The sequence below is a fragment of the Methanocaldococcus villosus KIN24-T80 genome (assembly GCF_000371805.1).
GTDB classification, from domain to species: domain Archaea; phylum AGJL01; class Methanococci; order Methanococcales; family Methanocaldococcaceae; genus Methanocaldococcus; species Methanocaldococcus villosus.
In genome coordinates this window covers 583963-600530 of sequence record NZ_AQUK01000001.1, presented here as the reverse complement: position 1 = coordinate 600530, position 16568 = coordinate 583963, and the positions used below count along the sequence as shown (strand labels likewise).

General features: G+C 28.3%; 14 protein-coding genes and 1 CRISPR repeat array. Of the genes, 8 read left to right on the top strand and 6 right to left on the bottom strand.

Annotation, left to right across the window (positions count from 1 at the left end; all coding sequences use genetic code 11):
- Positions 1-17: 17 nt before the first annotated feature.
- Complete coding sequence (hisD, locus tag METVI_RS0103510) at positions 18-1292, top strand: histidinol dehydrogenase (protein ID WP_004589765.1); 1275 nt, start codon at positions 18-20, stop codon at positions 1290-1292.
- Here hisD and METVI_RS0103505 read toward each other — a convergent pair.
- The 4 genes from METVI_RS0103505 to cfbB all read right to left on the bottom strand — a co-directional run bounded on the left by METVI_RS0103505 (position 1289) and on the right by cfbB (position 4730).
- A complete protein-coding gene (locus tag METVI_RS0103505; protein WP_004589766.1) occupies positions 1289-1957 on the bottom strand; it encodes a peptidylprolyl isomerase in 669 nt (222 codons plus the stop codon). The genes hisD and METVI_RS0103505 overlap by 4 nt on opposite strands.
- A 61-nt stretch (positions 1958-2018) precedes the next feature.
- Entirely contained in the window at positions 2019-2762 is a 744-nt protein-coding gene (locus METVI_RS0103500; RefSeq protein WP_236610554.1) for a Rossmann-like domain-containing protein, read from the bottom strand.
- A gap of 10 nt (positions 2763-2772) precedes the next feature.
- Positions 2773-3408: a protein-L-isoaspartate O-methyltransferase gene (locus METVI_RS0103495; protein WP_004589768.1), complete on the bottom strand. Its 636-nt coding sequence runs from the start codon at positions 3406-3408 to the stop codon at positions 2773-2775.
- Between the two features lie 2 nt (positions 3409-3410).
- On the bottom strand, positions 3411-4730 hold the full coding sequence (gene cfbB, locus METVI_RS0103490) for a Ni-sirohydrochlorin a,c-diamide synthase (protein ID WP_004589769.1): 1320 nt from the start codon (positions 4728-4730) through the stop codon (positions 3411-3413).
- 118 nt (positions 4731-4848) lie between these two features.
- Between cfbB and METVI_RS0103485 the strand changes: the two genes are divergently transcribed.
- The 7 genes from METVI_RS0103485 (at position 4849) to METVI_RS0103450 (ending at position 12491) form a co-directional block, all read left to right on the top strand.
- A complete protein-coding gene (locus tag METVI_RS0103485) occupies positions 4849-6069 on the top strand; it encodes an ABC transporter substrate-binding protein (RefSeq protein WP_004589770.1) in 1221 nt (406 codons plus the stop codon).
- Between the two features lie 26 nt (positions 6070-6095).
- The gene (locus METVI_RS0103480) at positions 6096-7277 is read left to right on the top strand and encodes an MFS transporter (RefSeq protein ID WP_004589771.1); all 1182 of its coding nucleotides are present in this window, start codon (positions 6096-6098) and stop codon (positions 7275-7277) included.
- Positions 7265-8023: an ABC transporter ATP-binding protein gene (locus tag METVI_RS0103475; RefSeq protein ID WP_004589772.1), complete on the top strand. Its 759-nt coding sequence runs from the start codon at positions 7265-7267 to the stop codon at positions 8021-8023. The genes METVI_RS0103480 and METVI_RS0103475 overlap by 13 nt, the downstream gene beginning before the upstream one ends.
- Complete coding sequence (locus METVI_RS0103470) at positions 8024-8734, top strand: branched-chain amino acid ABC transporter ATP-binding protein (RefSeq protein ID WP_004589773.1); 711 nt, start codon at positions 8024-8026, stop codon at positions 8732-8734.
- Between the two features lie 9 nt (positions 8735-8743).
- Positions 8744-9652 carry a branched-chain amino acid ABC transporter permease gene (locus METVI_RS0103465; protein WP_004589774.1) on the top strand — a complete coding sequence of 303 codons (909 nt, stop codon included), beginning with the start codon at positions 8744-8746 and terminating at the stop codon, positions 9650-9652.
- Between the two features lies 1 nt (position 9653).
- On the top strand, positions 9654-10679 hold the full coding sequence (locus METVI_RS0103460) for a branched-chain amino acid ABC transporter permease (RefSeq protein WP_004589775.1): 1026 nt from the start codon (positions 9654-9656) through the stop codon (positions 10677-10679).
- A gap of 374 nt (positions 10680-11053) precedes the next feature.
- Positions 11054-11599: a CRISPR direct-repeat array (repeat unit 37 nt; unit sequence GTTTGAATCGCTTATCCATTAAAACAAGGATGGAAAC).
- A 490-nt stretch (positions 11600-12089) separates the two neighbouring features.
- A complete protein-coding gene (locus METVI_RS0103450; protein ID WP_004591708.1) occupies positions 12090-12491 on the top strand; it encodes a hypothetical protein in 402 nt (133 codons plus the stop codon).
- 6 nt (positions 12492-12497) lie between these two features.
- Here METVI_RS0103450 and smc read toward each other — a convergent pair whose 3' ends face one another.
- Positions 12498-15938 carry a chromosome segregation protein SMC gene (gene smc / locus METVI_RS0103445; RefSeq protein ID WP_026152876.1) on the bottom strand — a complete coding sequence of 1147 codons (3441 nt, stop codon included), beginning with the start codon at positions 15936-15938 and terminating at the stop codon, positions 12498-12500.
- Entirely contained in the window at positions 15935-16567 is a 633-nt protein-coding gene (engB, locus tag METVI_RS0103440) for a GTP-binding protein EngB (protein ID WP_004591711.1), read from the bottom strand. Before engB ends, smc begins: the two co-directional genes overlap by 4 nt.
- Position 16568: the final 1 nt, after the last annotated feature.

Sequence of the window (16568 nt, the reverse complement as noted above, 5' to 3'; positions counted from 1 at the left end):
CTCTCACTGGTGAAAGGATGATAGTTAAAGATATAAAAACTCTATCATTAGATGAAAGAAAAAAGATATTGGAAAGGAATAAGATAAACTTTGAAAATATTTTATTGGATGTTTTAAAAATTTTGAAGGATGTTAGAGAGAGAGGAGATGAGGCTATAAAATATTATACTAAAAAATTTGATAATGTAGATATTGATAATTTTATTGTTTCTAATGAAGAGATTGAAGAGGCATATAATAGAGTTGATTATAAAATTATTGATGCATTAGAGAGAGCTAAAGAGAATATATATTATTTCCATAAAAAACAGTTAAAGCAAATAAAGGAGCTAAGAATTGAGAAAGAAGGGATGGTTTTAGGACAAGTAATTAGAGCTGTTGAGAAAGTAGGGTGTTATGTTCCAGGAGGTAAAGCTTTTTATCCATCAACAGTATTGATGACAACAATTCCTGCTAAGGTTGCAGGATGTAAAAAGATCTTCATAACCTCTCCTCCAACTCCAGAAGGTAAGGGGAATTGTGCAACACTTGTAGCAGGAGATATTGTTGGAGTTGATAGGATATATAAAATTGGAGGAGTTCAGGCTATAGGGGCATTAGCATATGGGACAGAGAGTGTTGAAAAGGTAGATCTTATTGTAGGACCTGGAAATATTTATGTTACATTAGCAAAAAAACTGGTTTATGGAGATGTTAATATAGATCTCTTAGCAGGACCTTCAGAAGTGTTGATAATAGCTGATGATAGTGCTAATGTTAATTATATAGCTATAGATGTTATAGCTCAAGCTGAACATGATCCAAATGCCCACTGTGTAGTTTTAACTACATCAAAAGAAAAGGCTTATGAGATAAAAAATACTATTGAAAAGGAATTAAAAAATATTAAAAGAAAAGAAATAGTTGAAAAATCTTTAAAAAATGCAGCTATACTTTATGGTGAATTAAATGAGTTAATAAATTTTGCTAATGAATATGCTCCAGAACATTTAGAAATAATTACTAAAGATCCTGAAAGTGTTTTAGAGAAAATAAATAATGCAGGATCTATATTTTTAGGGGAATATTCTCCAGTCCCTGTGGGAGATTACGCTTCTGGAACTAACCATGTTTTACCTACATCAGGTTTTGCAAGGGCAGCTAGTGGATTAAGTGTTGAAACTTTTTTAAAAAAAATAACATATCAAAAACTTAGTAGAGAAGGATTAGAGGAGTTAAAAGACACAATAATAACTTTAGCAGAAGCTGAGGGGTTATATAACCATGCTGAAGCCATAAGGAGAAGATTTTAATCTTTTCTTTTTACTGTTTCTATAAATTTGATTTCTTTTATGTTTTTTAATCTTTTAAATACTTCATTAGCAACAGCTAACTTTATTTGTTGTAAGTTTATTAAAAAAGCCTCTTCAGGCAACTCAATAATAGCTTTTTCTCCTTCAATAGTTACATTTGGTTTTATTTTAGGAGCAAACATATTAAATATTTCCCTAATTATATTCTCATCTCCCTCTACTTTCTCTTCAATTTTTATCCTATATTTAACTTCTTTTCCAGCTAATTCATGATTAAAATCTACTAAAACTCTTCCCCCTTCAGCTTTAACAATTCTTCCAATTTCTCCATCTATATTAACCCTTAATCCTACTATTGGTTTTATTCCTCTTTTTATAAACTCTCTCATTGGAACTAATTTAATTTTTGCAGGATCTCTTTTACCAAAAGCTTTTTCTGGTGGCAAAACTACCTCTTTTTCTTCTCCTACATCCATTTCTAATAATATTTCATCTAAACCTTTAACAACCATTCCCTCTCCAGCAAAAATTGGTACTGGCCCATAGACTATGTTAGGGTTGTATATACCTTCTTTTTTAGCAAGTTCTTCATTTGTAGTGTCAAATAACTTCCCATCAACATACCCATCATAACTTATTTTAATTAAAGCCCCTTTCTCAACCAAGCACATCACCATTTAAATTTTTTTAAGAAAAATTGTTTTATGAGTATATAAACTTTTTTTATCATAAAATATTATAGTAGTACTTTCTTGAGTATTCGTTACTGAAAAGTTTTGAAGATGAACCAAGTTTTAAGTTTAATAAAACCTTTTTAATATTAATAATTTTAACTGAAGCTATATGGGTTAAATAACCTTTAAAAAACTCTGGTAAAGCTTGGGCAGTAGCTCCTACTAACACTTTAATTTTTGCTTTTTTAGATCTTTCAAGGATCATGTCTATAGAGTCATTTATTAAGGATGTTCCGCTGATTAACACTGCATCCATATTGGGTAATAGGTTATATTCAAAGCAATCACTTAAAGTATCAATACTTTTTAGTCTTGGATTTCTTTCAAATACATAAACTTCATAACCTCTATTTTTTAACTTGTTAACTATTGGCTTCATATTTCCTATGATAGCCACCTTTTTAACATCTTTTATTATCCCTGTAGCATCATCAAACTTAGCTCCTTCAAGGTTGAGATAATATTGAGAAACAGCATTTATAGTAGCTAAACCTATAGTTCTTTCTATAATATTAACACTATCTACCTTTTCTATAAAGGTTCTTACATCAATTTCATCAAATTCTGATTCACAAAATTGAATATCTTCAATAAGTGTCATTGCTAGCCCAATAGAATTGCCTTTCTTTCCTTTTATTAATACATAAGTATAAGGTAAAGCAAAAGAAAAATCAACTATCTCAAAATCTTCATCTATCCTTTTCAATACTTTTTTCTTAAGTTCTTTAACCAGCATAATATCCACTTTAGATATTAAATCCTTCTTTTCCAATTAATGGTACAAATGCTACAGCTCCACAATCCTTTTTAATAATTTTATCTCCTCTTTTTTCTACTAAAATAAGTTTTTGGAAGTATTTACCCACAGGCATTAGTAATTTTCCACCATCTTTTAGTTGTCTTATTAAAGCTTCAGGAATCTTTGGGCCTGCTGCAGTTACATATATTCTATCATATGGAGCTTCTTTCTCATATCCTAAACTACCATCCCCTACAATAACTTTAACATTATCATACCCAAGTCTTTTTAAAATTTCTTCAGCTCTCTTAGCTAATTCAGGAATTCTCTCTATTGATATTACTTTCCCCTCTTTTCCAACAATTTCAGCAACAACAGCAGCATGATAGCCAGAACCTGTGCCAATTTCCAATACCTTCATACCTCTATCTAAATCTAACAATTCACACATTAGTCCTACCATATGTATGGCAGAGATAGTTTGATTATAACCTATAGGAAGAGGTTCATCAACATATGCATAATCTCTTAAATGCTCAGGTACAAACTCTTCTCTGGGAACCTTTAGAAGGGCTTTAATAACTTTCTCTGATTTTATATAACCCTCTTCTATTAACCTTTTAATTACCTCTTTTTTATCCATATTCATCCCTCAAAATTTACCATTGATGAAGCAAAGTATGGGTTAGCTACAGCATGATTGTGTAAATATCCAGCTAATACATTTTTCTTTATTATTCCATCATATCCACCTATTCCTCTCCCTCTTAAAATTTTAAAAGCAAATCTTTTATCTTTTAATCCAATTAACTTGGAATAATGGAATTCATGCCCTTTAATAGTTCTATCTTTCTTTCCCACTATACAATCTTCCAAAATTTTAGCCTTAACATAACTCAATCCTTGAACTTTGTCTGTCATAATAGCTTTAGCATCAATTAGCCCAACCATTTTACAGTCATCAATAGCTTTTGTAAGATACATTAAACCTCCACATTCAGCATATATATACCCATCAAACTCCCTTATCTGTTCAATCAATTCTTTATTTTTACTTAGCTTTTCTTTAAATATCTCTGGATATCCTCCTCCAATATATAAAACATCGGCATCGGGCATCTCATCTCTCAAAGGGCTAAAGAATATAAGCTCAGCCTTATTCTCTTTAAGGGCATCAAAGTTATCATAATAATAGAAGTTAAAAGCTTCATCATAAGCTATTGCAACTTTTTTATAATTCTCCTCAATCTCCCATAAATAGACTTCATCTACTTCATCAAAATCTTCATCAGCTATATCAATTATCTTATCTATATCCAAATATTCTTCAATAATTTCTCCAATTTTTTCTATTTTGTTTTTAAACTCCATATTTTCTGGAGTAGGGATTAAGCCAAGATGCCTACTTTCTAGTTTTAATCCTTCCTTCCTAGGAATAAATCCAATAATTTCTATATTTGGTAAGTAGTATTGCATAGCCTCCTTCAGCTTATTTATATGCCCTTCTCCCCTAACAAAATTGAAAATAACTCCCTTAATTTTTACATCTTTATCAAGCTCCATAAATCCTCTTATTATGGCTATAGCACTCTTTGTTAAACTTTTAGCATTAACAATTAAAATTACTGGAGCATCCAATATCTTTGCAATTGATGCTGTAGAGCCAGTATCATCTTTTATAGATAAACCCTCATATAACCCCCTTACCCCTTCAATAATACTTATATCTTTATTTTTGGAATGCTTTTGAAAAAGATATTTTATTTGCTTTTTATTCATAAAAAAAGAATCTAGATTTCTTGAATAGTTACCTGTGGCTATTGTATGATATGTGGGGTCAATATAGTCTGGTCCTACTTTATAACCTTGAACATTATATTTTTTAGATAATGCCTTCATTATTCCTGTAGCAATTGTAGTTTTTCCCACTTCACTTGAAGTTCCAGCTATTACAACTCTCTTCATGAGTTCACCATTCAAAATTTAGGAATTTATGTTCAAATAAATTATAAATAAGCTTTTTCAGAAAGTTTAAAAATATAACCCTAAAGGGGGTGAAAATATTAAAAGATTATTAATATTTTTGGGTTTAATATTAATAACCTTTTTAGCAGGATGTACTCAGACAGGAGAGAAGGCTGGAGGAAATATAAAAGAAGTAAAACTTGGATTATTAGTTGATTTATCAGGAAGTTTAGCTACATATGGACAGAATGAAAAACATGCATGTGAAATAGCTGAAGAAAAGGTTAATGAGTATTTTAAAGAGCATAATATTCCATATAAAGTTAAACTCTATGTTGAAGATACAAAAGCTGATCCAAAAATCTGTTTAGATAAAGTTCAAGCATTGCATGCTATTGGAGTAAATGCATTTATTGGACCAATGTCAAGTTCAGAAGTTAAGAATGTTAAGAGTTATTCACTCTCAAATAAAGTAATATTTGTATCTCAATCTTCAACAGCAGATCCAAAGATATTAGGTTTCATGTCTCCAGAAGAGAAGAAATACATCTTCAGATTTGTCCCTACAGATAGCTTCCAAGGTAAGGCTATTGGAGATCTTGCTAAAGAGTTAAATCTAAAAAATGTTATTATTTTATATAGAAAAGATGCTTGGGGAGAAGGATTAAAAGATGCTATAGTTAAAAAAATGAAAGATAATGGAATTAATATTATTAATATCATACCATATGATCCACAGATAAATGATTGGAGCCCAATAATTCAAACACTTTCTGATAACATAAAAGATAAGGGAGAAGATACAGGGGTAGTGTTTGTTGGTTATGAGGAAGGAGCTACATTACTATCACAGATAAATGACAACTCTCCAATATTAAATCATATATGGATTGGTACTGATGGAGTTGCAAACAGTGAAAAGATTATAAAAGAGGTAAAAGATAAAGCTGTTAAGGTTAAACTCTATTCAACAATGTTTAAGTCAGAAAGTGAAGCTGCTAAAGAATTAGAGAAGATATTTAAAGAGAAGAATTATGGAAATATTGATCAATATGCTTTAAATGCTTATGATGCATTTTGGGTAGTTTCTTTAGCTTATGTGGATATGTTAAATAAAACTGGAAAATATGATGCTGATGTTTTAAGTAATATGATTAAAGAAGTCACTAAAAAATACTCTGAAGGTGTTTATGGAGTTGAACCTGTTTCTGGGTATATAGAGTTGAATGAATGGAATGATAGAGCTTCAGGAGATTATGGTATATTTATGGTTACAGAAAAAGGTTGGAAGTTAGCAGGAATTTGGCATTCTAAAGATGGAAAGATTGAATGGCTCTAACTTTTTTTATTTTTTGGTGATATATCTTGAAAAAGAAAAAGATTTTTGGAATACCAAAAAATGTTTTTTTATTAGGGATTGTTAGCTTTCTTAATGATATGAGTAGTGAAATGATTACATCAATAACTCCATCTTACTTAATAGAGGTGTTAAATGTTGATAAACTATTAAGTGGAACAATAATGGGAGCTATAGAAAGCTTAAGTTCTCTTTTTAAAGTTATTTTTGGATATATAAGTGATAAAATAAGAAATAGAAAAGTTTTTGTTTCTTTTGGTTATTTTTTATCAACAATTTCAAAAGGAGCTTTGGCATTTACTCATTCATGGTTAGATTTTTTATTTTTGAGAGTTTTAGATAGGTTGGGAAAGGGAATTAGAACTGCTCCAAGAGATGCATTAATAGCAGAATCTACTAAGAAAACAGGAAAATCTTTTGGATTTCATAGAATGATGGATACATTAGGAGCTGTTGTAGGGCCAATATTATCTATCATTATATTAGAGCTCCTCTCAAATTATTCAGCTAACTTTAGCTATAGAATGATTTTTCTCCTATCTTTTATACCTGGAATTTTAAGTGTATTATTGATAATCTTTTTCATAAAAGATACAGATAAAAATTTAAAAAAGATAATTATGGGAAAATCTTCATTAAATAGTGAGAGTTTAAAACTTTTTTTATTTGTTGTAGCTGTAGCCTCACTTGGTAGATACAGTTATGCATTCACTATATGGAAAGTTTATGATGTAGGATACACTGTTATACAGGGATTATATTTTTATATTATATTCAATATATTTTATGCAATTACATCATATCCTATTGGAACTTTTTCTGATAAATTTGATAAAAGGATGTTTATAACACTTGGTTTTGGAATAGCTGCATTAGCATCATTAATATTTGCTTTTGCAGATTCTCTATGGATGCTATTGTTAGGATTTATTTTTTATAGTGTCTATTTAGCTATTGAAGAAACTATTCCAAGAGCATATTTAGCAGAGATAGCAGAAGGTTTTGAGAAAGGAACAGTTATTGGTGCATATCATACAGTATTTGGAGTTTTTGTTTTTCCAGCATCTGTTATAGCAGGATGGTTGTGGCAAAGCTATTCTTTAGAATATAGCTTTTTATATGCTACTGTTATGAACTCTTTAGCAATGTTTTTAATGATATTAGAATGGGTGTTAAAATGGAAATCTTAAAGACTGAAAATGTAACAAAGTATTTTGGAGATTTTAAAGCATTAAATAATGTTTCTATATCTGTTAATAAAGGAGATTTAACTCTTATTATTGGACCCAATGGTAGTGGAAAATCAACATTAATAAATGTTATAACTGGATTTTTAAAAGCTGATAGTGGTAAGGTGTATTTTGAGGAGAATGATATAACTAATAAAGAGCCAGAAGAGTTATATTATTATGGAATTGTTAGAACTTTTCAGACTCCTCAACCTTTAAAAGAGATGACAGTTTTAGAAAATATTTTAATAGGAAATATTAACCCAGGAGAAGAACCAATAAATGCTATTTTTTATAGTAAGTGGTTAAAGTTTGAAGAAGAGATGGTAGAAAGGGCATTTAAGATATTAGAGTTTTTAAAGCTTTCACACCTTTATGATAGAAAAGCAGGATCTTTAAGTGGAGGACAAATGAAGCTTCTTGAAATTGGTAGAGCTTTAATGACTGAACCTAAGTTGATAGTTATGGATGAACCAATAGCAGGAGTAGCTCCAGGATTAGCTCATGATATTTTTAACCATGTAATTGAGTTGAAAAAGAAGGGAATAACTTTTTTAATTGTTGAGCATAGGTTAGATATAGTGTTGCAGTATATTGATCATTTATATGTTATGTTTAATGGGGAAATAATAGCTGAAGGTAGAGGTAAAGAGATTGAAAATGTCATTAATGATCCTAAAGTTGTTGAAATATACATAGGTGATTAGATGATAGTTAAAAATCTAAATGCTGGTTATGGAAAATTACAGATATTGTTTGATGTAAATGCTGAAATAGAAAAAGGAAAAATTACAACAGTTGTTGGACCCAATGGTAGTGGAAAATCAACATTTTTAAAAACACTTTTTGGCCTTACAACAATTTATTCTGGAGAAATTATTTATAATGATGTAAATATAACACACCTTCCACCATATAAAAAAGCTAGAATGGGAATTGCTTATTTACCACAGACAAATAATGTTTTTCAAAACCTAACAGTTGAAGAAAATTTAAAAATAGCGGGATATGTACTTGATAAGGAGAAACTTAAGGAGAGAATTGATTTAGCATTAGAAATATTCCCAGAGATAAAGGGGATACTTAAGAGGAAAGCTGGATCTCTCAGTGGGGGTCAGAGGCAGTTTTTAGCTATGGCTATGGCTCTTGTAAGAGATGCTGAAGTTTTAATGTTAGATGAACCTACAGCTCAATTGTCTCCTAAGTTGGCTGATCTTATATTTAATAAGATAACCGAGATGAGAGATGAATTAAAATTGACAATATTACTTGTTGAACAAAATGCAAAAAAGGCCTTGGAAATAAGTGATTATGGATATATGTTTGTAAGTGGTAAGGTAGCATTTAAAGGAAAAGCTGAAGATCTATTAAATCATGAGAAGTTTAAAGAATATTCTTTAGGAGTTACAGCCATTTAGGTGGAATAAATGATAATAGAAGGAGCTATAATATATGCCAATATCTTAGCCTTATTAGCTTTAGGACTAACTTTGACATATATAACAACAAATGTGCCAAACTTTGCTCAGGGTAGTTTTGCTGTGGTTTGTAGTTATGTAGCACTGACATTGAAAGAACTTTTTAAAATTCACCCTTATATCTCTTTACCAATTTTATTTATTGTTGGGGCTTTTGTAGGGTTAATAACCTATTTACTACTAAAACCACTGATAAAAAGAGGAGCTTCTATAGAGATGTTGATGATAGCTACATTAGCTATAGATGTTATTATATTTGGTACTTTAGGAGCTTATTCAGAGATACTGTCACCAATTATTAATTCAACAGCAGCTAAATTTATTTTCTCAAATATAGATTTTAGTTTTTTTGGATTTAAAGGAGTTTTTCTAGTTTCTACAATTGTTGTGGTCTTATTATTAACATTATTATATATTATGTTATATAAAACCAAATTTGGAGTAGCTTTAAGAGCCTCTATGGAAAATCCTTCATTAGCCCAGGCTATGGGGATTGATGTAGAGAAAACAAGATTATTTTCATGGTTAATATCTGGTGGTTTAGCAGGAATTGCTGGAGGTTTATTACCATTTGTTGAAGAGATCGTGCCAGGAACTGGAGGGTTTATAATAATCTCTATCTTTGCAGCGAGTATAGTTGGGGGTCTTAGGCACATAAGTGGGGCTATATTAGGTGGATATATTATAGGGCTTTCAGAAACACTAGTTACTTATGGCTTATCTTTAATTTTAGGAGCAGGATTTTTAGTTTATGGGAAAGTTATATCTCTAATAATAATGATTGCCACTTTACTATTAGCTCCTGAAGGTATTACAGGAATAGACTGGAAAAAGGTTAGAAAGAGATTAGAGGGATAAAATGGATGTTATTTCAATAATTTCACTAATACTATTTTGGTTTGGAATTTATTATATAGTTTCACTCTCTTTAAATATTGAGTTTGGTTATGCTGGAATTCCAAATTTTGGAAAAGCTCTTTCTGTTTTAATTGGAGCAATAGCTGTTGGAGGAGTTTTAGATAGGTTATTAATGCTATATTTTAATGTAAATGGAGATCTTATAAATGGTTCATCTATAGCAGTTTCAAAAATAAATTATATTATAGCACATGACCCAATAGTGGGTTTTTTAATCCTTATTATTTCAATAGTTTTAGCTGTAATAATTGGATTATTGGCTGGGGCTGTATTCATATTACCAAGTGCTAAGTTAAAAGAAGATTATTTAGGAGTAACTCTTTTAGCTATATCTGAAACAGTTTTTTTAATTTCAATGTTTAATCTTGATATAGTTGGGGGTTATTATGGAATAGCTACACCAGACATATTAGCCTTTATATCTGGAGAATATAGAGGGTTAGCCTTTACATTACTAACATTATTTATAGCTTTCTTAATATTTTTATTTGTTGAAAGGTTATTAAATACTCCATTTGGTAGGATTTTAAGAGCTATGAGAGAAAATGAAGTTACTGTTAAAGCTTTTGGTAGAAATATAATGCTTTTAAGAATAAAAGCTATGGCTATAGGTACAGCTATAGGAGCTATAGCTGGTGTGTTGTATGTTTTATATTCAGCTAATATAGTGGCTCAAGCATTTACTAGGGCAGAATGGACTTTCTTTCCATTTCTTATGGTTTTATTAGGTGGAAAAGGGAATAATAAAGGTGTAGCTTTAGGGGTGTTTTGTTATGTGGTCATAAAAATATTTTTGGATGTATATAAATATCAAATAAAATATTTACTCAATATTCCATTTGAACCTGTTTGGATATCCTATATTCTATTTGGAATGTTAATGTTACTAATACTTTATTATAAACCCTCTGGCTTAATTCCTGAGAAACCTATTTTAACCCCTCCAATTAAGAAGAGATTTAAATAAATTAACTTTTCTAATAACTTATATTAACTTCTCTAATTAACTTTTCTTGCCTTTATATACCCTCTTGTTAAAAATTGTATGAGAAAATCGGGAAAAAGTAATAATAATTTTTTCTAATTAAAATTGAGATTTTTTAATTATTTTAGATATTTATTTTTATTTTTATAGTTTTATGTTTAGTTTGTTTTTATTTTAATTAGATAAGTTATAATTATTTGAATTTTATAATACAGTTGTGCGTTATATTTATAAATAATTTGCATAATCTTTCTTAATTTTATAAAGGTTTTAATAATTAGGTAGTAAGAAAAATCTTGTTGAAAAAGAAAGATTTATATAGGAGTTTTGGCGAATATAATTAGTAGTTGCATAGGGTTTGAATCGCTTATCCATTAAAACAAGGATGGAAACTTCTAAAAACATTTTTGATTTGACATTTAAATCCCAAGTTTGAATCGCTTATCCATTAAAACAAGGATGGAAACTAGCCTTCTCTATTTATATAGTATCCACACTTTCCAGTTTGAATCGCTTATCCATTAAAACAAGGATGGAAACACAATGAGTTAAACCTTAGCAATTTAGGAAGAAAGGTGTTTGAATCGCTTATCCATTAAAACAAGGATGGAAACATTTTGCTCATTAATTTATTATATATGTCTAACAAGTTTGAATCGCTTATCCATTAAAACAAGGATGGAAACAATTCTCCGAATAATCCCCAGTCCTTTAAATCATGTTTGAATCGCTTATCCATTAAAACAAGGATGGAAACCAAATAATTCCTTCATTTTTCTAATTAAGTTATCGTTTGAATCGCTCATCCATTAAAACAAGGATGGAAACCCATTCACTATAAAATATCCGTCTTTAATCTGTATTAGTTTGAATCGCTCATCCATTAAAACAAGGATGGAAACTGCGGTAATAATCACAATATTTGTTTTGGTGTATTATCCAGATGGTTGGAAGGATTGGATACTTGTGTTATCTGCAATAGTTGGAGCGATTGGTGGTATAATAACAGGCGAGAAGAAAAAAGATTGATGGTGTTTTTAATGTCAAAACCAATCAATGGGGCGATTATAACAAGGATGGAAACAAAGTTGTATATCTAGCTTAAAAAATCCTTATGGTTTATGGAAACAACATAAATTTAAAAAAGGGATAAATATTATTAAAAAGAAATAGAAGGAAATTTAATAAGGAATAACCCTGAAAGAATTTCATGACCTTATGTAATTACCATTAATTTTTTGGATTTTTTGGTTTTCTTGGACCTACCATGATTTCACCTCCTATTGGGTTATGATATAATAATTAGGTTCATGAATATATAAAGAGATATTCTAAAAAACTCATATCCTTTTTTTGAAGTTTATTTTATATTTTATAAAGGGTGTAGATGAAATGCCAAAAAAAGTACATGATAAATTGAAAATAATGGAAGAAATATTAGCTCTTGGTAAGAAAGGGGAGGAGTTAACAATATATAACATTACAAAAAAACTCAATCAAAATATTAAAAAGTTAAAATGTGATGAATACCATTATGTTAAAGAACAAACTATATGTAATGCAATAAATGAATTGAAAAAATTGAATTGTTTAGAAATTAGTATTATTGAAAAAACAAAAATAGGTAAGGAAAAAAAGATTTATAAATTGACAGAAAATTCTACTAAGATTTTTGAAGTTTATAAAAAATATTACTCAAAAATTCATAAAATTCTAAAAATTATGAAATCTGATGAAATTTCTGATGAAGAATTAGATATTATTATTTTTATATTAAAAAGACTAGCAAAATAATTATGTTTATAATTTTATACCTACAACTTTACTTAACCCATCTTCCATATAAACCCCATAAACTACATCTGCTTTACTAATCATCTGCTCCCTATGACTTATAACTATAAATTGGCTCTCTTTACAAGCATTTTTTATTATTTCTGCTATTAGAGAGACATTTTTAACATCTAAAGCTGCATCAACTTCATCTAAAACATATATAGAAGAATAGTTTAATTTTTGGATAGCAAATAAAAAAGCTAAAGCTGTTAAACTTTTTTCCCCTCCACTCATTGCATCCAAACTTAGTAACTTTTTCCCCTTTGGAGAGGCATCAATTAAAAGCCCACCCTCAAATGGATTTTCTTTATTCTCTAACCTTAGTTTTCCTAATCCACCAATCTGTTTATATATCTCTTCAAAATTTTTTGCTACTTTATTAAATACCTCTAAAAATACCTCTTTTTTCTTTTTTTCAATTTCATCCATAAGTTTTAAGTATTTTTTCTCATCCTTTTCATACTCTTTTCTTTTTTCTAATAGTTCTTTATATCTATTATAAATAAATTCATAATCTTCTATAGCCTTCATATTAACAGGTTCTAACCTCTTAATCTCTTCTTCTAACTGGATTACATAAGACTCTAATTCATCCATACTTTTATCTTTTAACTCATCATCTTCTATTTTTTCACATAAATATAAATTTTCCTCTTCTTCTTCTAATTTACTTTCATATTTTGCTTTTTCTATTAAGAAATTATTTATTTCCTTTTCAATATCTTTTATTTTATTTTCTATTTTTTCCTTTTCTTTTTTAAATATCAATAATTCTTCTTCAAATGCCTTCTTTTTCTCCATGAGTTCTTTAACATGTTTATAAAGATTATTATAAGTAAATTTTTTCTTTTCTAATATTTCCATATTCTTTTTTATACTATTTTTATAAATCTTAAGATTTTCTTCTAATAATCTCTTTTTCTCTTTTAAATCAGATAATCTTTTCTCTATCTCATCCACTTTTTCCTTTAACACACCAATCATAACTTTGTCATTATTTAATTTATTATAAATTTCATTCCTTTTGTTTTCAATTTCTTTAATTTCTTTTTCTAATTTATTAAGCCTTTTAATGTCCTCTATATTTTCTAACTCTTCTATCTCATTAACAACCTCATCCTTTAATTTTTTATACTCATCCAACTTTTCTTCATACTGTTTTACATTATTAATAACCTCATCTCTTTCAGCTTTTAATCTTTCTAATTCTTTACTGTATTTTTCCACTTCTAAACTAAGCTCTTTTATTATTATAGTGTTTTTTTCTAATATTTCTCTGTTTTTTCTTTCAATATCTTTAGCAACATCTAATTTATGCTCAAGCTCTATCTTTCTTCTCAGAATAGACTTTATTTTTTCTTCTATTTCTTTTTTTTCTTCTCTAATATTGTTTAATTTATTCTTACATCTCTTTATTTCATTAGCAATATTCTCTAGTTTATTATTATCAACATCAACCTTTATCTTAGCTTTAGCTTTATAAACTCCACCTATCATAACCCCTGATGGTTCTACAACATCCCCATCTAATGTGACAAACCTTACCTTATATTTCTTAGATAGCTCTTTAGCAGTGTCTATATTATCAACAATAACAGTGTTTCCAAAAACATATTCAAAAACCTTCCTATATCTTTCATCAAAATCAACTAAGTCAATAGCTCTCCCTATAACCCCCTTTTCTAATATCTTTTCTGATCTTCTACCTTCTATCCTATCTAATGGTAAAAAAGTAGCCCTACCTAAGTTATTCTCCTTTAGGTATTTAATGGCTCTAACGGCATTTTCTGCTGTATTAACAACAATATAATTTAATCTCTGTCCTCCTGCAACTTCAATAGCCTTTTTATATTCTTCTTTAGTTCTTCCTAAATTCCCTACAATGTCAATAACCCCATCTAGCTTTAAAATCTCTTTTATATTATCATTTATTTCTATTTCTTTATATGCTTTTATTTTAGCTTCTTCTTTTATATAATCAGCATATAACTTGTCCAATCTTTCTCTTAAATTTCTTTCTTCTTTTTCTAGCTCATTAATCCTCTTCTTTAAAAAATTTAATTCAACATTTAAATTTTCTAGTTCCAAATAGATAGGCTTTGTATCAATCTCTTCTATAGAATTCATTTCATTTTTTAGTTGTTCAATTTTTTGTTTATTTTTTTCAATTAATAATGTTTTTTTATATATTTCTTTTTCAATTTTATTTAATTTTTCTTTTAATTGGAAAATTTTATTTTGTAATTCACTAATTTTTTCATTAATTAACCTTTCTTTTTTCTTTAAATTGTTTATTATTTCTTTTTTCTCATCAATTTTTGATAATATTTCTTCTCTTTCTAATAAAAGTTTGTTTAGCTGTTCTTCTATATTTTCTAACTCCTTACTGTTTTTTTCTATCTCAACTTTAAAATGATCAATATCTTCTTTATTTTTTTCTAACTCTTTACTTTTATTTTTAATTTCATTTTCCACCTTTAATAAATCATTTTCCAATCTATTTAATATCCTTTTATCATTTTCCACTTCTAAACTAAGCTCTTTAATTTCTTTATGTAATTCTAATATCTCCCCATTATTTATCTTTTGAATTTCCTTATCCAAATTTATTATCTCATACTTTAACAAATTTATCTTACTCTCAATCTCATTGCTTTTTATTAAAAACTCTTTTTTTAAATTTGACAATTTGTTTATTCTATCTTCTAAGTTACTTATTATATTTTTCAGATGTTCTATCTTCTTTTTTAAAAGATAATATCTTCCTGATTTTAATTTTTTGTTAAGTTGAATATACTTTTCTGCATCCTCTTTCTCTTTTTTCAACTTCTCTAAATTTTTTTTAACTTCACTAATTCTAATATCTATTTTTTCTATAAGTTTTTTAGCTTTATTTAGCTCCTCTTCAGCTTTTTTCTTTTTTTCATCATATTCAGCTATCCCAGAAAGCTCATCAATAATTTTTCTCCTTTCAATTGGAGACATATTTATGATCTTCAAAAGATCTCCTTGAGAAATTACACAGTTTGCCATTAAACCTTTCTTTCTTAAAATATCTATAGCCTCTTGTTTGCTTATTTTTTTCTTATTATCATCTTTAATAATAAAATAGTCTGTTTCACCATTCTTTTTAATTCTCCTCATAATTCCAAAATCATCAAAATATAGACAAACTTCAGCAAAATTTTCTCTTCTACCTTTATGATATGTTATCAATCCTTTATATTTATCAGCTCTTAACTTTTTAGCTGAACTTTTTCCTAAAACAAACAGTATTGCATCAACAATATTTGATTTTCCACTACCATTAGGCCCTACTATGGCAATAAAGCCATTAGGTAACTCTAAAGATAAATTTTTAAATGATTTAAAATTTTTTAACTCTATTCTCTTTATCATAACTATCCTCTCAATTTATTAAATAATTCCACTCTCTCATATATCATCTTTTTTATCTCTTCTAAACCATATCTCCTTTTTAATATTGCTGGAATTATAAATTTCCACTGTCTCCATGGAGGAGAGCATTTAAAATAACTACAGATCTTGTCCAAAGTTTCATTCCATTTATTTTTTTTAATTTTATCCATTTTATTAACTACTAAAATAGGGCTAATTTTTAGTTCTGTGATAAAGTCAAACATCTCTATATCTATAGGTATTTCCTTATCTTTCCATCTCTCAACAATTTCACAGAATGATTTTGCATCTATTATATGAACAGCAGCAGCTATATTTTTGTAGTTATTTTCAATATAATGAACAATTTCATCTTTTATTTTTTCTTGAACCTTTTTTGGTATTCCTGCCATATAACCAAAACCAGGCATATCTACTAATATATATCCTCCCATATCATACTCACTAATCTTTAAAGTTACACCGGGCCTTTTTCCTACTCTAACTTTCTTATTTCCAGTTAATAACCTTATTAATGTTGATTTTCCAACATTGCTTCTACCAACAACAATAACTTTTGGCTTTTCTTTAATTTTTTCCTGTTTTAAAATTTTATATTTTTCAAAGAAATCCATA

Coding starts and splice junctions, on each gene's coding strand:
- hisD (WP_004589765.1), top strand. CDS start 18: ATGATAGTTAAAGATATAAAAACTCTATCATTAGATGAAAGAAAAAAG.
- METVI_RS0103500 (WP_236610554.1), bottom strand. CDS start 2,762: ATGCTGGTTAAAGAACTTAAGAAAAAAGTATTGAAAAGGATAGATGAA.
- METVI_RS0103495 (WP_004589768.1), bottom strand. CDS start 3,408: ATGGATAAAAAAGAGGTAATTAAAAGGTTAATAGAAGAGGGTTATATA.
- cfbB (WP_004589769.1), bottom strand. CDS start 4,730: ATGAAGAGAGTTGTAATAGCTGGAACTTCAAGTGAAGTGGGAAAAACT.
- METVI_RS0103475 (WP_004589772.1), top strand. CDS start 7,265: ATGGAAATCTTAAAGACTGAAAATGTAACAAAGTATTTTGGAGATTTT.
- METVI_RS0103470 (WP_004589773.1), top strand. CDS start 8,024: ATGATAGTTAAAAATCTAAATGCTGGTTATGGAAAATTACAGATATTG.
- METVI_RS0103465 (WP_004589774.1), top strand. CDS start 8,744: ATGATAATAGAAGGAGCTATAATATATGCCAATATCTTAGCCTTATTA.
- METVI_RS0103460 (WP_004589775.1), top strand. CDS start 9,654: ATGGATGTTATTTCAATAATTTCACTAATACTATTTTGGTTTGGAATT.
- METVI_RS0103450 (WP_004591708.1), top strand. CDS start 12,090: ATGCCAAAAAAAGTACATGATAAATTGAAAATAATGGAAGAAATATTA.
- engB (WP_004591711.1), bottom strand. CDS start 16,567: ATGGATTTCTTTGAAAAATATAAAATTTTAAAACAGGAAAAAATTAAA.